Origin of the sequence: Streptococcus mitis (assembly GCF_026782865.1) — a bacterium.
Lineage (GTDB): Bacteria > Bacillota > Bacilli > Lactobacillales > Streptococcaceae > Streptococcus > Streptococcus mitis_CG.
This window is the reverse complement of the sequence record NZ_JAKUXK010000010.1, coordinates 24,362-41,456: the sequence shown is the minus strand read 5'-3', so window position 1 is coordinate 41,456 and position 17,095 is coordinate 24,362. Positions and strand designations below refer to the sequence as shown.

Sequence of the window (17,095 nt, the reverse complement as noted above, 5' to 3'; positions counted from 1 at the left end):
TACAAAGCATTTAGATAGCTCTTCTTGAACGCCCTTGATTTTCTTTAAAAAGGTCAAGTAAAACTAGGATTTTCTTGATGTTTTGTTGATTACGAACGAGTAAAGAGAGGAAAAGTAAATATGGAAACACAAGACTATGCATTTGAGCCAGGTTTGACTGTTGGAGAATTATTAAAAAGCAATCAGAAGGATTGGCAGGCTGCAATCAATCATCGTTTTGTTAAGGAACTTTTTGCGGGGACAATTGAGAATAAGGTCTTAAAAGACTACCTAATTCAAGATTATCACTTCTTTGATGCCTTTTTATCCATGCTGGGTGCCTGCGTAGCCCACGCAGACCAGCTTGAATCCAAGCTTCGTTTTGCCAAGCAACTAGGCTTTCTTGAAGCAGATGAAGACGGTTATTTCCAGAAGGCTTTCAAAGAGTTAAAAGTATCTGAGAATGACTATTTGGAAGTGACCTTGCATCCTGTAACAAAAGCCTTTCAGGATCTTATGTATTCGGCAGTGGCTTCATCAGATTATGCCCATCTTTTGGTCATGCTGGTTATTGCAGAAGGTCTCTATTTAGACTGGGGTTCTAAAGATTTGGCTCTACCTGAAGCCTATATTCATTCGGAATGGATCAATCTCCACAGAGGACCTTTATTTGCAGAATGGGTTCAATTTCTGGTTGACGAACTTAATCGTGTCGGAAAAGGTCGAGAAGATTTGACAGAACTTCAGCAACGCTGGAATCAAGCGGTCGTTTTAGAATTAGCCTTTTTTGATATTGGTTATGACGCCTAGAGAAAGTTTAGGATATTTACAAATTTGATGAGGTAAATTATTCAATGTAAATAAAAAAATTTCTTAACGAAAGATAGAGATAAATCGAAATCAGTAGATCGTATAAAGTGAAAAGGAAGGATTTCAATATGACAAGTTTAAAATTATTAAAAGAAAAAGCACCTTTGGTCATTTGCATCACCAATGATGTAGTAAAAAATTTCACAGCAAATGGATTAGTAGCACTGGGTGCATCACCAGCTATGAGTGAGTTTCCTGCAGATTTAGAGGATTTGTTAAAGTATGCTGGTGGTTTATTAATAAACATAGGAACATTGACAGATGAAAATTGGAAATTATACCAAGCTGCTCTGAAAATTGCAGAGAAATATAATGTTCCAGCAGTTTTAGATCCTGTAGCCTGTGGAGCAGGAGAATATAGAAAAAAAGTAGCAGATGATCTAATCAACAATTATAAACTAGCAGCGATTAGGGGAAATGCTGGCGAGATTGCCTCTTTAGTAGGGATAAATGTGGCATCTAAAGGAGTAGACAGTGCGGGAGTAGATAATATTGACGAAATTGCTCTAGCAGCAAATGAGAAGTTCAATATTCCAATAGTAGTAACAGGTGAAGTGGATGCTATTGCGGTAAATGGAGAAGTGGTAACGATTCATAATGGTAGTGCCATGATGCCAAAAGTTATTGGGACAGGATGCTTATTAGGTGCTGTAGTAGCAAGCTTTATCGGACTAGAAAAAGGTCAAGAATTGAAATCATTAGAAACAGCAATGTTGGTTTACAATATCGCTGGAGAAATGGCAGAAAAACGTCCAAATGGACATCTTCCTGGAACATTTAAAGTTGAATTTATAAATGCCTTATACGAGATTACAGACGAAGATGTAAAGGAATTCAAAAGAGTGAAGTAAGATGTTTCATAAAGAATTACTAAAACTATATTTTATTTGTGGAACGACTACTTGCCAAGGAAAAGATCTATATACGGTCGTTGAGGAGGCCTTAAAAGGTGGTATAACCTTATTTCAATTTCGTGAAAAAGGTGAGGGAGCCTTAGAAGGTAAAGAAAAAGTCGAATTAGCAATTAAACTACAGGATCTTTGTAAAAAATACAATGTGCCGTTTATTGTTAATGATGATATTGATTTGGCAATGGAAATTGACGCTGATGGCGTACATGTAGGACAAGATGACCTTGGAGTTGATGAAATTAGAAAATTGATGCCAGATAAAATAATTGGTCTTTCTATAAAAAACGAGAAAGAATTTCAACAATCAAAAGTTGAATATGTCGATTATGTTGGTGTTGGTCCTGTATTTGATACCCAGTCAAAGGATGATGCTGGTGGTGCTATAGGTTATGAAGGTCTTAAATTGATGAGAAAACTATTGCCACAAATGCCCTTAGTTGCAATTGGTGGGATACAGACGCAACATATTAAAGACATTATGAAGACCAATATGGATGGTGTTTCAATCATTTCAGCAATATCGTATGCAAAAAATATAGAAAAAACTGTTCGGGAAATGAGTGAACAATAGAATAGGTATCGATCTAACCAAAGAAAGATCTGCTGTATTTCCAGTTCAATTTCTTGAACTGGAAAAAATCGTTTGTTATAATATTTATATAATTAAATAATAAAGACATTTGGGGTGCTTTAGGCTGAGATGATACCCATTGAACCTGATACAGTTAAGACTGGCGAAGGGAAATGTGAAATGGTTTTGTATTTATAGAAACTAACCATCTAATCTTGTAAGCTGAACTCTAATTCCTATCTGTAATTAGAGTTTTTTCTTTTACGAAACTGGATGAAGATGATACAAAGCATTTAGGTAAATCTCCTTGAATGCCCCACTTTTCTTTAAAAAAGGAGTTTTTTATGTTGAAAAAATGGCAGTTAAAAGATGTTATTTTACTTGCTTTCTTGTCTATCTTTTTTGGTGGCGTTTTTGTAGGATCCGGCTATCTGTTTGATATCCTCACTCTGATTTTAGCCCCTCTTGGCTTGCAGGCCTTTGCCAATGAAATCCTCTTTGGTCTCTGGTGTATGGCTGCGCCCATTGCTGCCATCTTTGTTCCAAGAGTGGGAAGCGCAACGATTGGTGAAGTGCTAGCTGCGCTTGCTGAAGTCCTTTATGGTAGCCAATTCGGTCTAGGTGCTCTTTTGTCTGGCTTGGTTCAAGGTTTGGGAAGTGAACTTGGTTTTATCGTAACCAAGAATCGCTATGAAAGTTGGCTCTCTCTAACTGCTAATAGTATTGGGATTACGCTTGTTAGCTTTGTCTATGAGTACATTAAGTTAGGTTACTACGCCTTCTCCCTTCCTTTTGTCCTTTCCTTGTTTGTAGTACGTTTTATTTCCGTCTTTTTCTTCTGTACCATCTTGGTTCGTGCCATTGTCAAACTTTATCATCAGTTTGCAGCTGGGGGCAAGGCATAGATGGGGCTGGAACTACGAGCGATTCAGTCCCCAATCTTCTCTGAGCCGCTTGATTTTACTTTTCATGCGCAAGCCTTTACCTTGTTAGTTGGGAGTAGTGGTTCAGGAAAATCTAGTCTCTTTCAAATGATTACCCAAGTCAGTTCTCTTCCCTATAGCGGTCAAGTCCTGATAAATGGGAGCGAGGTAAGTCAGCTTTCTATCATCGAACGTGTCCAGACGGTTGGTATTCTCTTTCAAAATCCCAATCATCAATTTACCATGGAGAACTTGTTTGAGGAGCTGATTTTTACCTTGGAGAATACTGGGCATCCCGTTCAGGAAATTGATTCAAAAATAGCAGAGGTGGTTCGACAATGTCGCTGTGAGAAAATCTTGCACCGTCCAATTCATCACTTATCAGGTGGGGAAAAGCAAAAGGCTGCACTGGCTGTTCTCTTTGCTATGAATCCTAGGGTCTATCTCTTGGATGAGCCCTTCGCTTCCATTGACCGCAAGAGCAGAATCGAGATATTGGAGATTCTAAAAGAGTTAGCCTCTAATGGGAAGGCAGTCATCCTGTGCGACCATGATTTATCTGATTATGAAGCCTATATCGACCATATGGTGGAGCTAAGAGATGGACAACTAAGGGAAGTGTTTCAAATCCCTACCTCTGAGATGAAACAGGTTGCTTCAAAGGAAGTTGCTTCTAGCTCAGAACTATTCCATATGGAGCGTGTGACTTGTGAGCTGGATCATCGTCCCCTTTTTTCAATTGCGGATTTTACATTTTACCAAGGAATTTCCTGTATCTTGGGTGACAATGGTGTCGGGAAATCAACCCTCTTTCGGTCTATTCTTCAATTTCAAAAGTATAAAGGACAAATTACTTGGAAGGGGACAGTCCTGAAAAAGAAAAAGAGTTTGTATCGTGACCTGACGGGTGTTGTTCAGGAAGCTGAGAAACAGTTTATCCGAGTCAGTCTGCGAGAGGAACTTCAATTAGATGGACCTGATTCTGAAAGAAATCAGCGAATTTTCCAAGCTTTAGAATATTTTGATCTGGAGCAGGCACTCGATAAGAGCCCCTATCAACTAAGTGGTGGTCAGCAAAAGATTCTTCAGCTCTTGACCATCTTGACCAGCAAGGCTTCTGTGATTTTACTAGATGAACCTTTTGCAGGTTTGGATGATAGAGCTTGCCATTATTTTTGTCAGTGGATTGTGGAGGACAGAAATCAAGGAAGAAGTTTTCTGATCATTAGCCATCGTTTGGATCCCTTGATCTCTGTGGTTGATTATTGGATTGAGATGACTAGTCAGGGTCTCAGTCATGTGAAAGCAGTGACAATTACCAAACCACTCACATCTCAGAGTAGCAATACCCAAGGGGAGGTGAGATAGTATGGTCAAAGTAGCAACCCAGACACCGATTATCAGTTTCTTCTTGCTGATTTTATCCTTGGAAACATCTTTCATTCCTTCGATTGCTTTTAATCTTTCGGTAGTCGCATTTTGCCTTCTCTTTATGCTCTATTACCGTCGATTTAAAGTATTGGCTTGGATGATTCTGCTCGCCATTTTGCCATCTTTTGCCAACTACTGGGCAGTTCAGTTACATGGGGATGCTTCGCAGGCAGTCATGCTTGGAACGAGGGCCTTTGTGACCGTTTGTATCGGTCTTGTCTTTGTTTCCTCTATTTCCCTAAAAGAGCTTTTCTTGTACTTGGCTCAAAAGGGGTTATCACGTTCTTGGGCCTATGCCTTGATTGTGGTATTCAATTCTTTCCCCCTCATTCAGCAAGAAATTAAGTCTCTCAAGGAAGCGTGCTTATTACGAGGTCAAGAACTGCATGTTTGGTCTCCCTTGATTTACAGCAAGGTTCTGATGACAGTCTTTAGGTGGCGCCATCTTTACCTGAGAGCTCTGTCGGCGCATGGATATGACGAACATGCACAGGTGGAGAATCGCTATCGGACTTTTTATATTGCTAAAAAAACAAAATTCATCTACCTGCTGTTCTTTTTATTACTTCAAACAAGTCTATTTTTATAAAGGAGTTACTATGGAATTTACAGATATTGCAATGGAATTATCCAAGGAAGCTTGGCAGGCTTCTTTTCATCATCCCTTTATTTTACAATTACAAGAGGGAAATTTAGACCCTGCGATTTTCCGCTATTACCTGATTCAGGATGCCTACTATCTGAAGGCCTTCTCAGAAATCTATCACCTTTTGGCTGATAAGACTTCAAACCAAGAAATGAAAAGACTTTTGAAACAAAATGCTCAGGGTCTAGTGGAGGGTGAGTTATTTATCCGCCAACAATTTTTCAAGGAATTGGAAATCAGCGATCAGGAAATGGAGCAACATCCAATCGCTCCAACCTGCTATCATTATATCTCGCACATTTATCGGCAATTTGCAGAGCCGAACTTAGCCATTGCTTTTGCAAGTTTGCTGCCTTGTCCTTGGTTATACCATGATATAGGCAAATCACTTAATCTTAAACCATCACCAAATCCTCTCTACCAACAATGGATTGAAACTTATATTACGGATGAGTTGGAGCAGCAAATCAGAGAGGAAGGGGCTCTGGTCAATCAACTCTATCGAGAAAGTGACGAGACAGACAAGAAAAAAATGCTAGATGCCTTCCACATCAGTGTTCATATGGAAGCTAAGTTTTGGGAAATGGCCTACCAACACCAGACATGGAAGAGCGATTTACAGTCTTTAGAAACAGGAGAAGAATAGAAATATGAGAAAGCACCAATTACAAGTTCACAAATTAACCATTTTATCCATGATGATTGCCCTTGATGTAGTCCTTACGCCTATCTTTCGGATTGAGGGAATGGCACCGATGTCCAGTGTAGTCAATATTCTAGCAGGAATCATGATGGGACCTGTTTATGCCTTGGTTATGGCTACAGTGACAGCCTTTATCCGTATGACGACTCAAGGGATTCCACCTTTAGCTCTCACAGGAGCGACTTTTGGAGCCCTTCTAGCAGGTCTCTTTTATAAGTATGGTCGAAAATTTTACTTTTCTGCCTTGGGAGAAATTTTGGGAACAGGTATTATTGGTTCTATTGTTTCCTATCCTGTTATGGTACTCTTTACAGGATCAGCTGCTAAGCTTAGCTGGTTTATCTACACTCCTCGATTTTTCGGAGCAACCTTGATTGGTACAGCGATTTCCTTTATTGCCTTTCGATTTTTAATCAAGCAGGAATTCTTTAAAAAAGTGCAGGGATATTTCTTTGGTGAAAGGATAGACTGATGCAGGCATTTACAAATCCTTTTCCTATAGGCTCTAGTTCCCTCATTCACTGTATTACCAATGAGATTTCTTGTGAGATGCTGGCAAATGGGATTTTGGCTCTGGGATGTAAACCAGTTATGGCAGATGATCCCCGTGAGGTTCTTGATTTTACTAAGCAAAGCCAGGCTCTCTTCATCAATTTGGGGCATTTGTCAGCTGAGAAGGAAAAAGCAATCCGTAGGGTAGCTTCTTATGCCACTCAAGTTTGTCTCCCAATGGTAGTAGACGCTGTTGGTGTAACAGCTTCATCCATTCGTAAGAGCTTAGTCAGAGACCTTTTAGACTATAGACCTACGGTCCTTAAAGGAAATATGTCAGAAATTCGAAGTCTTGTTGGCTTAAAGCACCATGGCGTTGGGGTCGATGCGAGTGCTAAAGATCAAGAAACTGAGGATTTACTTCAAGTCTTGAAAGACTGGTGTCAGACCTATTCAGGTATGTCATTCTTAGTTACTGGCCCCAAGGATCTCATCGTTTCAGAGAATCAGGTTGCTGTATTGGAGAATGGCTGTGCAGAATTAGACTGGATAACAGGGACAGGAGATTTGGTTGGAGCTTTAACAGCTGTTTTTCTCAGCCAAGGAAAAACTGCCTTTGAAGCTTCTTGCCTAGCAGTTTCTTACCTCAATATCTCTGCCGAGAGAATATTTGTACAAGGAATGGGATTGGAAGAATTTCGTTATCAAGTTCTCAATCAGCTCTCTCTTCTAAAAAGAGATGAAAATTGGCTAGATGGCATCAAAGGAGATATTTATGAATAGAGAAGCACTTAGACTGTATCTGGTAACCAATCGCTACCAAGATTCCTTGGAAAGTTTTCTTGAAAAGATTGAGACAGCTTGCCGTTCAGGGGTTACCATCATCCAACTACGAGAAAAAAATCTCACTACCAATCAATATTATCAACTGGCAAAACAAGTCAAGGAAATAACAGAAGCCTATCAGGTACCCTTGATAATCGATGATCGTTTGGATGTTTGTCTTGCAGTCGATGCTGCAGGTCTGCATATCGGAGACGATGAGCTACCAGTTTCGGTTGCCAGACAAGTCTTGGGCCCTGAAAAAATCCTTGGGGTCACAGCTAAAACAGTAAAAAGAGCCCTCGAGGCAGAAGAAGGAGGGGCGAATTACTTGGGGACAGGAGCCATTTTCCCGACTATGACCAAGGAAAATGCGCCTATCACCTTGATTTCAACCTTGAAAACAATTTGCCAAAGAGTCGCTATTCCAGTAGTTGCTATTGGCGGCTTGACATCAGAGAATATTGACCAACTTATTGGCACGGGTATAGCTGGTGTAGCTGTCGTGCGTGATTTGATGCAGGCAGAAGATATAGAGGCAAAAACACAAGCTTTTTTGACAAAGTTGGATGATATTATTTTCTAATTAATACTAAATGAAAATCACAGAGCAAACTAGGAAGCTAGTCACAGGTTGCTCAAAGCACAGCTTTGAGGTTGCAGATAAAGCTGACGTAGTTTGAAGAGATTTTCGAAGACTATAAAAACTCTCTAATTCCCTTAAAGTGGGAACTAGAGAGTTTTTTTAATCTTTAAAGCTTGTATGGTTGACTGGGCCAGAACCATGACCGAGTTGAGGGGCGTCTTGGATAGCTTTCGTGATAAAGGCCTTGGCTTTATCGACTGCTTGATAGAGGGTTTTCCCCTTGGCTAGTTCAGCAGTAATCACTGCAGCAAAGGTACATCCAGTACCATGGGTGTGACAGGTTTGAATTCTTGGGCTTTCCCAGACAAATTGGTCATCCTTGGTAAAGAGGAAGTCTTTGGCACCGCCTTCGAGATGGCCACCTTTGATGACCACAGACTGAGGACCAAATTCTTTTAAAATCAGGCGACCAGCACGCTCCATGTCTTCAGGATCATGGATTGAAAAACCAACAATTTCTTCTGTCTCAGGAAGATTGGGTGTGATGATGGTTGCAAGTGGAAGCAGGTTTGTTTTTAGGTAGCTTCTGGCACTGGTATCAATCAGGGTGTCTCCACTAGTAGCGACCATAACAGGGTCAAGGACATAGGGACAATCTAGTTTTTTAAGATAGGGCTGGATGATTTCCATAATTTCAGTAGTTGCCAACATACCAGTTTTTACAGCCTGAGGTGGGATATCCGAAAAGACACTGTCCAATTGGGCTTTCAACATTTGAGGAGAAACGTGCTCGATTAGCTGAACACCTCTGGTATTTTGAGCGACAAGGCTTGTCACAACGGCCATCCCATAGACATCTCTAGCTTGGAACGACTTTAAGTCAGCCATAATGCCAGCACCACCACTAGGGTCAGTCCCTGCAATGGTCAAAGCAACGGGTAAATAAGTCATCTAAAACCTCCCAACCAACTGAAGTTTGTATTCTTAAGAACAAGCTAGTCTGTTTTAGAAAGGCAATAGAAGACTGCTAGTCCCCATTATCATTTCCACTTCCATCAGCTAGCATTACCTAGATTGAGTCAAAGGGTCTAACAGTTGTTAATCTCAGCTTTACGCACCCCTAGTGGTTGTTTTCTTTTTTCTTTAGTATAGCATATTTTTATAGTTTATATAGTAAGATTTGACTGGAAATCCTTTATCATATGGTTAAACTTCAATTTTTCAAAGAAAAGATTAATTTCATAATTGACAAATGTAGATTTTTAGAGTATACTGATAATTGTAATTGACAAATGTAGATTTAGGAGGTGTGATTATGCAGATTTCAGATGCAGAATGGCAGGTCATGAAGATTATTTGGATGCAAGGAGAGCAGACCAGTACGGATTTGATTAGGGTTCTGGCGGAGCGGTTCGACTGGTCCAAGTCAACCATTCAAACTCTTTTGGCTCGTTTGGTTGAGAAAGAGTGTCTGACAAGGAAAAAAGAAGGCAAGTTCTTTGTCTATTCAGCCCTTTTAACTTTGGACCAAAGTCGGGATTTACTTGTCCAAGATATCAAGGACAAGGTTTGTTCCCGTAGGATTAAGAATTTGTTGGCTGATTTGATTACTGAATGTGATTTTACTCAGGCTGACTTGGAAGACTTGGAAGCTGTGATTTCTGAGAAGAAATCAAACGCTGTGAGAGAAGTAAGATGTAATTGTATGTAAAGGAGACGTCATGTTAAATAGTATTGTAACCATTATTTGTATTGCCCTTATCGCGTTTATCTTGTTTTGGTTTTTCAAAAAGCCTGAAAAGTCTGGACAAAAGGCCCAGCAAAAAAAGGGCTACCAAGAGATTCGAGTGGAGGTCATGGGGGGATATACGCCTGAGTTGATTATCCTCAAGAAATCAGTGCCAGCCCGTATTGTCTTTGACCGTAAGGACCCTTCACCCTGTCTGGACCAAATTGTTTTTCCAGATTTTGGTGTACATGCGGACCTGCCTATGGGGGAAGAGTATGTAGTGGAAATCACGCCTGAGCAGGCTGGAGAGTATGGTTTCTCTTGTGGTATGAACATGATGCACGGCAAGATGATTGTAGAATAGGAGAATGATATGACTGAAATTGTAAAAGCAAGTCTTGAAAATGGTGTTCAAAAAATCCGTATCACGGCAGACAAAGGCTACCATCCAGCTCACATTCAACTGCAAAAAGGAGTTCCTGCTGAGATTACCTTTCATCGAGCAACTCCTTCAAACTGTTACAAGGAAATTCTGTTTGAAGAAGAAGGCATCTTGGAACCAATCGGCGTAGATGAGGAGAAAGTCATTCGTTTTACACCTCAAGAATTAGGTCAACATGAATTTTCTTGTGGTATGAAGATGCAAAAGGGGAGTTATACAGTTGTTGAGAAGACTCGAAAATCTCTATCACTTTTACAGCGTTTTTGGATTACTAGTATCTTTACTGTGCCTCTTGTGATCCTTATGATTGGGATGTCGACAGGAGGAATTAGTCACCAAGTCATGCGTTGGGGCACCTTTTTAGCCACAACACCGATTATGTTAGTAGCAGGTGGTCCTTATATCCAAAGTGCTTGGGCTAGTTTTAAAAAGCACAATGCCAACATGGATACCTTGGTTGCTCTGGGAACCCTAGTGGCCTACTTCTATAGCTTAGTTGCCCTCTTCGCTGGTCTCCCCGTTTACTTTGAAAGTGCTGCATTTATCTTCTTCTTCGTTCTTATGGGAGCCGTTTTTGAGGAGAAAATGCGGAAAAATACTTCCCAAGCTGTGGAGAAATTGCTGGACTTGCAGGCTAAAACAGCAGAAGTCTTGCGTGAGGATCGCTATGTTCAAGTTCCTTTGGAACAAGTCAAGGTAGGTGACCTGATTCGAGTGCGTCCCGGTGAAAAGATTGCTGTTGATGGTGTCGTAGTAGAAGGTATCTCTAGTATTGATGAGTCTATGGTGACAGGTGAGAGTCTGCCTGTGGACAAGACAGTTGGAGATACCGTCATTGGTTCAACCATCAATAATAGTGGAACACTTGTTTTTAGAGCAGAAAAAGTTGGTTCAGAGACTGTTTTGGCTCAGATTGTGGATTTTGTGAAGAAAGCTCAGACAAGTCGTGCTCCGATTCAGGACTTGACTGATAAAGTTTCAGGGATTTTTGTTCCAGCAGTTGTCATTTTAGGGATTGTGACCTTTTGGGTTTGGTTTGTCTTGTTGAGAGATAGTGTAGTCGTGCTTGGAGCTAGCTTTGTGTCCTCTCTTCTCTACGGAGTGGCGGTTTTGATTATCGCCTGTCCTTGTGCCTTGGGACTCGCAACACCGACAGCCCTTATGGTAGGGACAGGACGCAGTGCCAAGATGGGAGTTCTCCTCAAAAATGGAATGGTTCTACAGGAAATCCAGAAAGTCCAAACTCTTGTCTTTGATAAGACTGGAACTTTGACGGAAGGGAAACCTGTGGTAACAGATATCATCGGCGACGAAGTAGAAGTGCTTGGATTGGCAGCCTCCTTGGAAGAAGCTTCTCAACACCCACTGGCTGAAGCCGTTGTGAAACGAGCGAGTGAAGTTGGACTTGAGTTACAAACTGTTGAAAATTTCCAAGCTTTGCACGGAAAAGGTGTCTCAGGGCAAATCAATGGAAAACAAGTTCTGCTTGGAAATGCTAAAATGCTGGATGGCATGGATATTTCTAGCATTTATCAAGAAAAACTAGAAGAACTGGAAAAAGAAGCTAAGACAGTTGTGTTCTTGGCTGTAGACAATGAAATCAAAGGCTTGCTTGCTCTGCAAGATATCCCTAAGGAAAATGCTAAGCTAGCCATCAGTCAGTTGAAAAAACGAGGCCTTAAAACAGTCATGCTGACAGGAGACAATGCAGGTGTGGCGCGTGCTATTGCAGATCAGATCGGAATCGAAGAGGTCATTGCAGGTGTCTTGCCAGAAGAAAAAGCCAACGAAATCCATAAACTACAAGCGGCTGGCAAAGTAGCCTTTGTTGGGGATGGTATCAATGATGCTCCTGCCCTCAGCGTAGCGGATGTGGGAATTGCTATGGGAGCTGGAACAGATATCGCCATCGAGTCAGCAGATTTGGTGTTGACAACTAATAACCTCTTAGGAGTGGTTCGTGCCTTTGACATGAGTAAGAAAACCTTTAATCGAATTCTGCTCAATCTTTTCTGGGCCTTTATCTACAATGTCGTTGGAATTCCGATAGCAGCAGGAGTCTTTTCAGGTGTTGGACTGGCCCTCAACCCAGAACTGGCAGGTCTAGCCATGGCCTTTAGTTCAGTATCTGTTTTGACCAGTTCCCTTCTGTTAAACTTTAGTAAAATAGATTAAAAGCGAGCTTGCTCGCTTTTTATACTCTTCGAAAATTTCTTCAAACCACGTCAACTTTATCTGCAACCTCAAAGCTGTGCTTTGAGCAACCTGCGGCTAGTTTTCTAGTTTGCTCTTTAATTTTCATTGATTATTATAAAACAGAATCTAAAAACGTTTTCAAACTGTACTGTAATAGATAATGAGAACTTGTGAGCAGATTCTTAGTAAAGTCGAACTAAATGTGGTAAATTAGTAGAGTAAAAATTTGCTGAAACGTTTTCAAAAAAGTATACGAAACTTTTTTAGTAGATTTAAAAATATTTGAAGGAGAGTTATCATTATGACTCAAGGGAAAATTACTGCATCTGCAGCAATGCTCAACGTATTGAAAACATGGGGCGTAGACACAATCTACGGTATCCCATCAGGAACACTCAGCTCATTGATGGATGCTTTGGCTGAAGACAAAGATATCCGCTTCTTGCAAGTTCGCCACGAAGAAACAGGTGCTCTTGCAGCGGTTATGCAAGCTAAATTCGGCGGCTCAATCGGGGTTGCAGTTGGTTCAGGTGGTCCAGGTGCGACTCACTTGATTAACGGTGTTTACGATGCAGCTATGGATAACACTCCATTCCTAGCAATCCTTGGATCACGTCCAGTTAACGAACTCAACATGGATGCCTTCCAAGAATTGAACCAAAACCCAATGTACAACGGTATCGCTGTATACAACAAACGTGTAGCTTACGCTGAGCAATTGCCAAAAGTAATTGACGAAGCTTGCCGTGCTGCAGTTTCTAAAAAAGGTCCAGCTGTCGTTGAAATCCCTGTAAACTTTGGTTTCCAAGAAATCGACGAAAACTCATACTATGGATCAGGTTCATACGAGCGTTCATTCATCGCTCCTGCTTTGAACGAAGTTGAAATCGACAAAGCTGTTGAAATCTTGAACAATGCTGAACGTCCAGTGATCTACGCTGGTTACGGTGGTGTTAAAGCTGGTGAAGTAATTACTGAATTGTCACGTAAAATCAAAGCACCAATCATCACAACTGGTAAAAACTTTGAAGCTTTTGAATGGAACTATGAAGGTTTGACAGGTTCTGCTTACCGTGTTGGTTGGAAACCAGCCAACGAAGTGGTCTTTGAAGCAGACACAGTTCTTTTCCTTGGATCAAACTTCCCATTTGCTGAAGTATACGAAGCATTCAAAAACACTGAAAAATTCATCCAAGTCGATATTGACCCTTACAAACTTGGTAAACGTCACGCCCTTGACGCTTCAATCCTTGGTGATGCAGGTCAAGCAGCTAAAGCTATCCTTGACAAAGTGAACCCAGTTGAATCTACTCCATGGTGGCGTGCAAACGTTAAGAACAACCAAAACTGGCGTGATTACATGAACAAACTCGAAGGTAAAACTGAGGGTGAATTGCAATTGTATCAAGTTTACAATGCAATCAACAAACATGCTGATCAAGACGCTATCTATTCAATCGATGTAGGTGACACTACTCAAACATCTACTCGTCACCTTCACATGACACCTAAGAACATGTGGCGTACATCTCCACTCTTTGCGACAATGGGTATTGCCCTTCCTGGTGGTATCGCTGCTAAGAAAGACAATCCAGATCGCCAAGTATGGAACATCATGGGTGACGGTGCATTCAACATGTGCTACCCAGACGTTATCACAAACGTTCAATACGACCTTCCAGTTATCAACGTTGTCTTTTCGAATGGTAAATATGCCTTCATCAAGGACAAATACGAAGACACAAACAAACACTTGTTTGGTTGTGACTTCCCTAATGCTGACTATGCGAAAATCGCTGAAGCTCAAGGAGCTGTTGGATTTACAGTTGACCGTATCGAAGACATCGATGCAGTTGTTGCAGAAGCTGTTAAATTGAACAAAGAAGGTAAAACTGTTGTTATCGATGCTCGCATCACTCCACACCGTCCACTTCCAGTAGAAGTACTTGAATTGGATCCAAAACTTCACTCAGAAGAAGCAATCAAAGCTTTCAAGGAAAAATACGAAGCAGAAGAACTCGTACCATTCCGTCTCTTCTTGGAAGAAGAAGGGTTGCAATCACGCGCAATTAAATAATTTCTCTCGTCGAAAATCCAATTTAAACTGTGTTATCTTCACCTTGCCGTACCTCAGTACTGCCTGCGGTTCGATGCCTTGTTTATTCTTTGATTTTCTTAGAGCGAAACTTGAAAAGATCGGAGCAATCCGGTCTTTTTATGGAGGATAGTAAATGAATTTAAATCAATTAGATATTATCGTTTCAAATGTTCCCCAAGTCTGTGCTGACTTGGAGCGTATTTTGGATAAAAAGTCCGATTATGTTGATGATAGTTTTGCTCAGTTTACGATTGGCAGTCACTGTCTGATGTTGTCCCAAAATCATTTGATTCCTTTGGAAGATTTTCAGTCAGGAATCATTCTTCATATCGAGGTTGAGGATCTAAATCAGAATTACCAACGTTTAAAAGAGATCGGTGTCGAGATTCTACACGGTATTTGTGAAACGGATTGGGGAACAGAGTCCTTATTAGTTAAAGGTCCTGCTGGTCTAGTGCTTGATTTTTATCGTATGAAATAAGGGGCTTAGTCATTTGAAGATAACCTTAACTATTCTTAAAACAGAATGTGAGAATATGAACTATTGAAAGATCGGAGCAATCCGGTTTTTTTTCTGTTATGCGATTTTCAGTCCGTCTCGTTCCATTAGGTGCGAGACAAAAAACCACCCGCTGACGGGTGGTTATGATTTCTACACTTATTGTTTGGCTTCCTGTTTTAATTGTTGCACCTGTTCCTTGTACTGGAGAAGCTCCTTGTCTTTTTTATGGATAGTCGTTTCTGCTTCAGCAATGCGGCTTTTCAGCTCTTGAGTCTTGCCATGGTGATAGCTAAAACCAATAGCACTACCAACAATGATCCCGATTACTAGACAAGTAAAAATCACCAAAATCAAGGGAGCAGATAGTTGTGTAAAGACAAGACTGACAGTTACTGTTTGACGATTGAGCAGACCAAAGGAGATCACAATGACTAATAAGATCAAACCGCCAATTAGATAAGCCTTATCTTTCAGTGACAATTCATTAAATTTTTTTAGCATAAGTTCCTTTTCTCCTGACTATGTTGATAGAAAATTACACACCATTTAGGTATTAACAAAATTCATTTTACTAGAAAATTTCGATACTGTCAATAATTTCTAACAGCTTATTTACCATCAATCGATTCATTGAAAAGGAGTATTCATTTTCTAATATTTGATTGACTAAACAGATCGGAGCAATCCGGTCTTTTTCTGGAGGATAGTTAATGAATTTAAATCAATTAGATATCATCGTTTCAAGTATTCCTCAAGTCTGTGCTGACTTGGAGCGTATTTTGGATAAACAGGCAGATTATGTTGATCAAGGCTTTGCTCAGTTCACGATTGGCAGTCATTGTCTAATGTTGTCCCAAAATCATTTGATTCCTTTGGAAGATTTTCAGTCAGGTATCATTCTTCACATTGAGATTGAGGATCTAGAGCAGAATTACCAACGTTTAAAAGAGAGAGGTGTCGAGATTTTACACGGTCCTTGTGAAACGGATTGGGGAACAGAGTCCTTATTAGTTAAAGGTCCTGCTGGTCTAGTGCTTGATTTTTATCGTATGAAATAGGACATAGTAGAGTTTGATCGCCAATAAAACTTATAGCATAAGAAGGGATTTATTCACTATTTTTATAAAATTTTCTCCCTACTTTATAAGATGTTAAAAAGAGTTCAATTCGAACTCTTTTTTTGCTATAATGAGGGGAGAAAAATCAGACAGGAGAATATGATGTCAGAACCATTATTTTTACAATCAGTTATGCAAGAAAAAATCTGGGGTGGAACCAAGCTACGTGATGAGTTTGGCTACGACATCCCAAGTGAAAAAATCGGAGAATACTGGGCCATCTCAGCTCATCCAAATGGAGTCTCTAAAGTTGCCAATGGTCGTTTTGAGGGGACAGACCTAGCTACTTTGTATGCGGAACACCGTGAATTGTTTGGCAATCGTCCAGAACCTGTATTTCCACTGTTGACCAAGATTCTGGATGCCAACGACTGGCTCAGTGTTCAAGTTCATCCAGACGATGCTTACGGACTTGAGCATGAAGGCGAACTCGGAAAAACAGAATGCTGGTATATCATCGCTGCGGATGAAGGTTCAGAGATTATCTATGGTCACAATGCCAAGTCAAAAGAAGAGCTCCGCCAGCAAATAGAGGATAAGAACTGGGATGATTTGTTGACCAAAGTACCAGTTAATGCTGGAGATTTCTTCTATGTGCCAAGTGGAACTATGCACGCTATCGGTGCAGGTATTTTAATCCTTGAAACACAACAATCTAGTGACACAACCTACCGTGTCTATGACTTTGACCGTAAGGATGATAATGGTAACTTACGTGAACTTCACCTTGAAAAATCCATTGATGTCTTGAACATTGGTGAGCCTGCAAATAGCCGTCCTGTAACTGTCAAAGCAGATGATTTGCTTTCAACTCTTCTTGTATCCAATGATTTCTTTGCAGTTTACAAGTGGGAAATTACTGGAAAAGTTGACTTCGAAAAGACAGCTGACTACAGCTTATTCAGTGTCTTAGCTGGTCAAGGTCAACTGACTGTCGATGGGAAAAACTATCCAATCCAAAAAGGCAGCCACTTTATCTTACCAAGTGATGTTGAAGCTTGGACCTTGGAAGGGCAAGGTTTGGAATTAATTGTTAGCCATCCATAAAAAAGAAAGGGCCTGAGTTCATTACTCAA

The 17,095-nt window shown here is 40.5% G+C and carries 19 protein-coding genes and 2 riboswitches; of the genes, 17 read left to right on the top strand and 2 right to left on the bottom strand.

From position 1 onward, the window contains the following. The first annotated feature begins 120 nt into the window (after positions 1 to 120). From MK482_RS06200 to thiE (MK482_RS06155), 10 genes are all read left to right on the top strand, one after another. Complete coding sequence (locus tag MK482_RS06200; RefSeq protein WP_033679973.1) at positions 121 to 789, top strand: TenA family protein; 669 nt, start codon at positions 121 to 123, stop codon at positions 787 to 789. 128 nt (positions 790 to 917) lie between these two features. Next, the gene (gene thiM / locus MK482_RS06195) at positions 918 to 1,700 is read left to right on the top strand and encodes a hydroxyethylthiazole kinase (RefSeq protein ID WP_033683999.1); all 783 of its coding nucleotides are present in this window, start codon (positions 918 to 920) and stop codon (positions 1,698 to 1,700) included. Position 1,701: 1 nt separating this feature from the next. After that, on the top strand, positions 1,702 to 2,331 hold the full coding sequence (gene thiE / locus MK482_RS06190) for a thiamine phosphate synthase (RefSeq protein ID WP_261087160.1): 630 nt from the start codon (positions 1,702 to 1,704) through the stop codon (positions 2,329 to 2,331). Positions 2,332 to 2,431: 100 nt separating this feature from the next. Continuing rightward, a riboswitch (TPP riboswitch) is annotated at positions 2,432 to 2,520 on the top strand. Between the two features lie 155 nt (positions 2,521 to 2,675). Next, positions 2,676 to 3,236 carry an ECF transporter S component gene (locus tag MK482_RS06185; protein ID WP_000915274.1) on the top strand — a complete coding sequence of 187 codons (561 nt, stop codon included), beginning with the start codon at positions 2,676 to 2,678 and terminating at the stop codon, positions 3,234 to 3,236. After that, complete coding sequence (locus MK482_RS06180; protein WP_261087159.1) at positions 3,237 to 4,622, top strand: ATP-binding cassette domain-containing protein; 1,386 nt, start codon at positions 3,237 to 3,239, stop codon at positions 4,620 to 4,622. A 1-nt stretch (position 4,623) separates the two neighbouring features. Next, the gene (locus tag MK482_RS06175) at positions 4,624 to 5,274 is read left to right on the top strand and encodes an energy-coupling factor transporter transmembrane component T (RefSeq protein WP_261087158.1); all 651 of its coding nucleotides are present in this window, start codon (positions 4,624 to 4,626) and stop codon (positions 5,272 to 5,274) included. 10 nt (positions 5,275 to 5,284) lie between these two features. Further along, a complete protein-coding gene (gene tenA / locus MK482_RS06170) occupies positions 5,285 to 5,977 on the top strand; it encodes a thiaminase II (RefSeq protein ID WP_261087157.1) in 693 nt (230 codons plus the stop codon). Between the two features lie 4 nt (positions 5,978 to 5,981). Next, positions 5,982 to 6,506: an energy coupling factor transporter S component ThiW gene (gene thiW / locus MK482_RS06165; protein WP_001225561.1), complete on the top strand. Its 525-nt coding sequence runs from the start codon at positions 5,982 to 5,984 to the stop codon at positions 6,504 to 6,506. Then, a complete protein-coding gene (locus MK482_RS06160; protein ID WP_261087156.1) occupies positions 6,506 to 7,309 on the top strand; it encodes a hydroxyethylthiazole kinase in 804 nt (267 codons plus the stop codon). Before thiW ends, MK482_RS06160 begins: the two co-directional genes overlap by 1 nt. Beyond that, positions 7,302 to 7,934 (top strand): thiamine phosphate synthase, encoded by a 633-nt coding sequence (gene thiE / locus MK482_RS06155; RefSeq protein WP_153220046.1) that lies wholly within the window; start codon positions 7,302 to 7,304, stop codon positions 7,932 to 7,934. The genes MK482_RS06160 and thiE (MK482_RS06155) overlap by 8 nt, the downstream gene beginning before the upstream one ends. A 159-nt stretch (positions 7,935 to 8,093) precedes the next feature. Here the strand turns inward: thiE (MK482_RS06155) and thiD are convergent, their stop codons facing one another. Further along, complete coding sequence (gene thiD, locus MK482_RS06150) at positions 8,094 to 8,885, bottom strand: bifunctional hydroxymethylpyrimidine kinase/phosphomethylpyrimidine kinase (RefSeq protein WP_261087155.1); 792 nt, start codon at positions 8,883 to 8,885, stop codon at positions 8,094 to 8,096. A gap of 83 nt (positions 8,886 to 8,968) precedes the next feature. Then, positions 8,969 to 9,066: riboswitch (TPP riboswitch) on the bottom strand. A gap of 183 nt (positions 9,067 to 9,249) precedes the next feature. On the opposite strand from thiD, the gene MK482_RS06145 reads away from it, so the two are divergent. The 5 genes from MK482_RS06145 to MK482_RS06125 all read left to right on the top strand — a co-directional run bounded on the left by MK482_RS06145 (position 9,250) and on the right by MK482_RS06125 (position 14,880). Beyond that, complete coding sequence (locus MK482_RS06145; RefSeq protein WP_124787836.1) at positions 9,250 to 9,645, top strand: CopY/TcrY family copper transport repressor; 396 nt, start codon at positions 9,250 to 9,252, stop codon at positions 9,643 to 9,645. A 10-nt stretch (positions 9,646 to 9,655) separates the two neighbouring features. Then, the gene (locus tag MK482_RS06140; protein ID WP_000935055.1) at positions 9,656 to 10,027 is read left to right on the top strand and encodes a cupredoxin domain-containing protein; all 372 of its coding nucleotides are present in this window, start codon (positions 9,656 to 9,658) and stop codon (positions 10,025 to 10,027) included. 9 nt (positions 10,028 to 10,036) lie between these two features. Continuing rightward, positions 10,037 to 12,280, top strand: a complete 2,244-nt coding sequence (locus MK482_RS06135) for a heavy metal translocating P-type ATPase (RefSeq protein WP_268718265.1) — start codon at positions 10,037 to 10,039, stop codon at positions 12,278 to 12,280. A 322-nt stretch (positions 12,281 to 12,602) separates the two neighbouring features. Beyond that, positions 12,603 to 14,378, top strand: a complete 1,776-nt coding sequence (gene spxB, locus MK482_RS06130; RefSeq protein ID WP_049535419.1) for a pyruvate oxidase — start codon at positions 12,603 to 12,605, stop codon at positions 14,376 to 14,378. A 154-nt stretch (positions 14,379 to 14,532) separates the two neighbouring features. Continuing rightward, entirely contained in the window at positions 14,533 to 14,880 is a 348-nt protein-coding gene (locus tag MK482_RS06125; RefSeq protein WP_268718264.1) for a VOC family protein, read from the top strand. 177 nt (positions 14,881 to 15,057) lie between these two features. Here the strand turns inward: MK482_RS06125 and MK482_RS06120 are convergent, their stop codons facing one another. Then, positions 15,058 to 15,402, bottom strand: a complete 345-nt coding sequence (locus MK482_RS06120) for a LapA family protein (protein WP_049503129.1) — start codon at positions 15,400 to 15,402, stop codon at positions 15,058 to 15,060. A gap of 209 nt (positions 15,403 to 15,611) precedes the next feature. On the opposite strand from MK482_RS06120, the gene MK482_RS06115 reads away from it, so the two are divergent. Both MK482_RS06115 and manA read left to right on the top strand, forming a co-directional pair. Then, positions 15,612 to 15,959: a VOC family protein gene (locus MK482_RS06115; protein WP_020901924.1), complete on the top strand. Its 348-nt coding sequence runs from the start codon at positions 15,612 to 15,614 to the stop codon at positions 15,957 to 15,959. Positions 15,960 to 16,121: 162 nt separating this feature from the next. Next, positions 16,122 to 17,066: a mannose-6-phosphate isomerase, class I gene (gene manA / locus MK482_RS06110; protein ID WP_268718263.1), complete on the top strand. Its 945-nt coding sequence runs from the start codon at positions 16,122 to 16,124 to the stop codon at positions 17,064 to 17,066. Positions 17,067 to 17,095: the final 29 nt, after the last annotated feature.

Coding starts and splice junctions, on each gene's coding strand:
- MK482_RS06175 (WP_261087158.1), top strand. CDS start 4,624: ATGGTCAAAGTAGCAACCCAGACACCGATTATCAGTTTCTTCTTGCTG.
- MK482_RS06200 (WP_033679973.1), top strand. CDS start 121: ATGGAAACACAAGACTATGCATTTGAGCCAGGTTTGACTGTTGGAGAA.
- thiD (WP_261087155.1), bottom strand. CDS start 8,885: ATGACTTATTTACCCGTTGCTTTGACCATTGCAGGGACTGACCCTAGT.
- MK482_RS06115 (WP_020901924.1), top strand. CDS start 15,612: ATGAATTTAAATCAATTAGATATCATCGTTTCAAGTATTCCTCAAGTC.
- MK482_RS06135 (WP_268718265.1), top strand. CDS start 10,037: ATGACTGAAATTGTAAAAGCAAGTCTTGAAAATGGTGTTCAAAAAATC.
- MK482_RS06160 (WP_261087156.1), top strand. CDS start 6,506: ATGCAGGCATTTACAAATCCTTTTCCTATAGGCTCTAGTTCCCTCATT.
- thiM (WP_033683999.1), top strand. CDS start 918: ATGACAAGTTTAAAATTATTAAAAGAAAAAGCACCTTTGGTCATTTGC.
- MK482_RS06125 (WP_268718264.1), top strand. CDS start 14,533: ATGAATTTAAATCAATTAGATATTATCGTTTCAAATGTTCCCCAAGTC.
- thiW (WP_001225561.1), top strand. CDS start 5,982: ATGAGAAAGCACCAATTACAAGTTCACAAATTAACCATTTTATCCATG.
- MK482_RS06145 (WP_124787836.1), top strand. CDS start 9,250: ATGCAGATTTCAGATGCAGAATGGCAGGTCATGAAGATTATTTGGATG.
- spxB (WP_049535419.1), top strand. CDS start 12,603: ATGACTCAAGGGAAAATTACTGCATCTGCAGCAATGCTCAACGTATTG.
- MK482_RS06120 (WP_049503129.1), bottom strand. CDS start 15,402: ATGCTAAAAAAATTTAATGAATTGTCACTGAAAGATAAGGCTTATCTA.
- tenA (WP_261087157.1), top strand. CDS start 5,285: ATGGAATTTACAGATATTGCAATGGAATTATCCAAGGAAGCTTGGCAG.
- thiE (WP_153220046.1), top strand. CDS start 7,302: ATGAATAGAGAAGCACTTAGACTGTATCTGGTAACCAATCGCTACCAA.
- MK482_RS06180 (WP_261087159.1), top strand. CDS start 3,237: ATGGGGCTGGAACTACGAGCGATTCAGTCCCCAATCTTCTCTGAGCCG.
- MK482_RS06185 (WP_000915274.1), top strand. CDS start 2,676: ATGTTGAAAAAATGGCAGTTAAAAGATGTTATTTTACTTGCTTTCTTG.
- thiE (WP_261087160.1), top strand. CDS start 1,702: ATGTTTCATAAAGAATTACTAAAACTATATTTTATTTGTGGAACGACT.
- manA (WP_268718263.1), top strand. CDS start 16,122: ATGTCAGAACCATTATTTTTACAATCAGTTATGCAAGAAAAAATCTGG.
- MK482_RS06140 (WP_000935055.1), top strand. CDS start 9,656: ATGTTAAATAGTATTGTAACCATTATTTGTATTGCCCTTATCGCGTTT.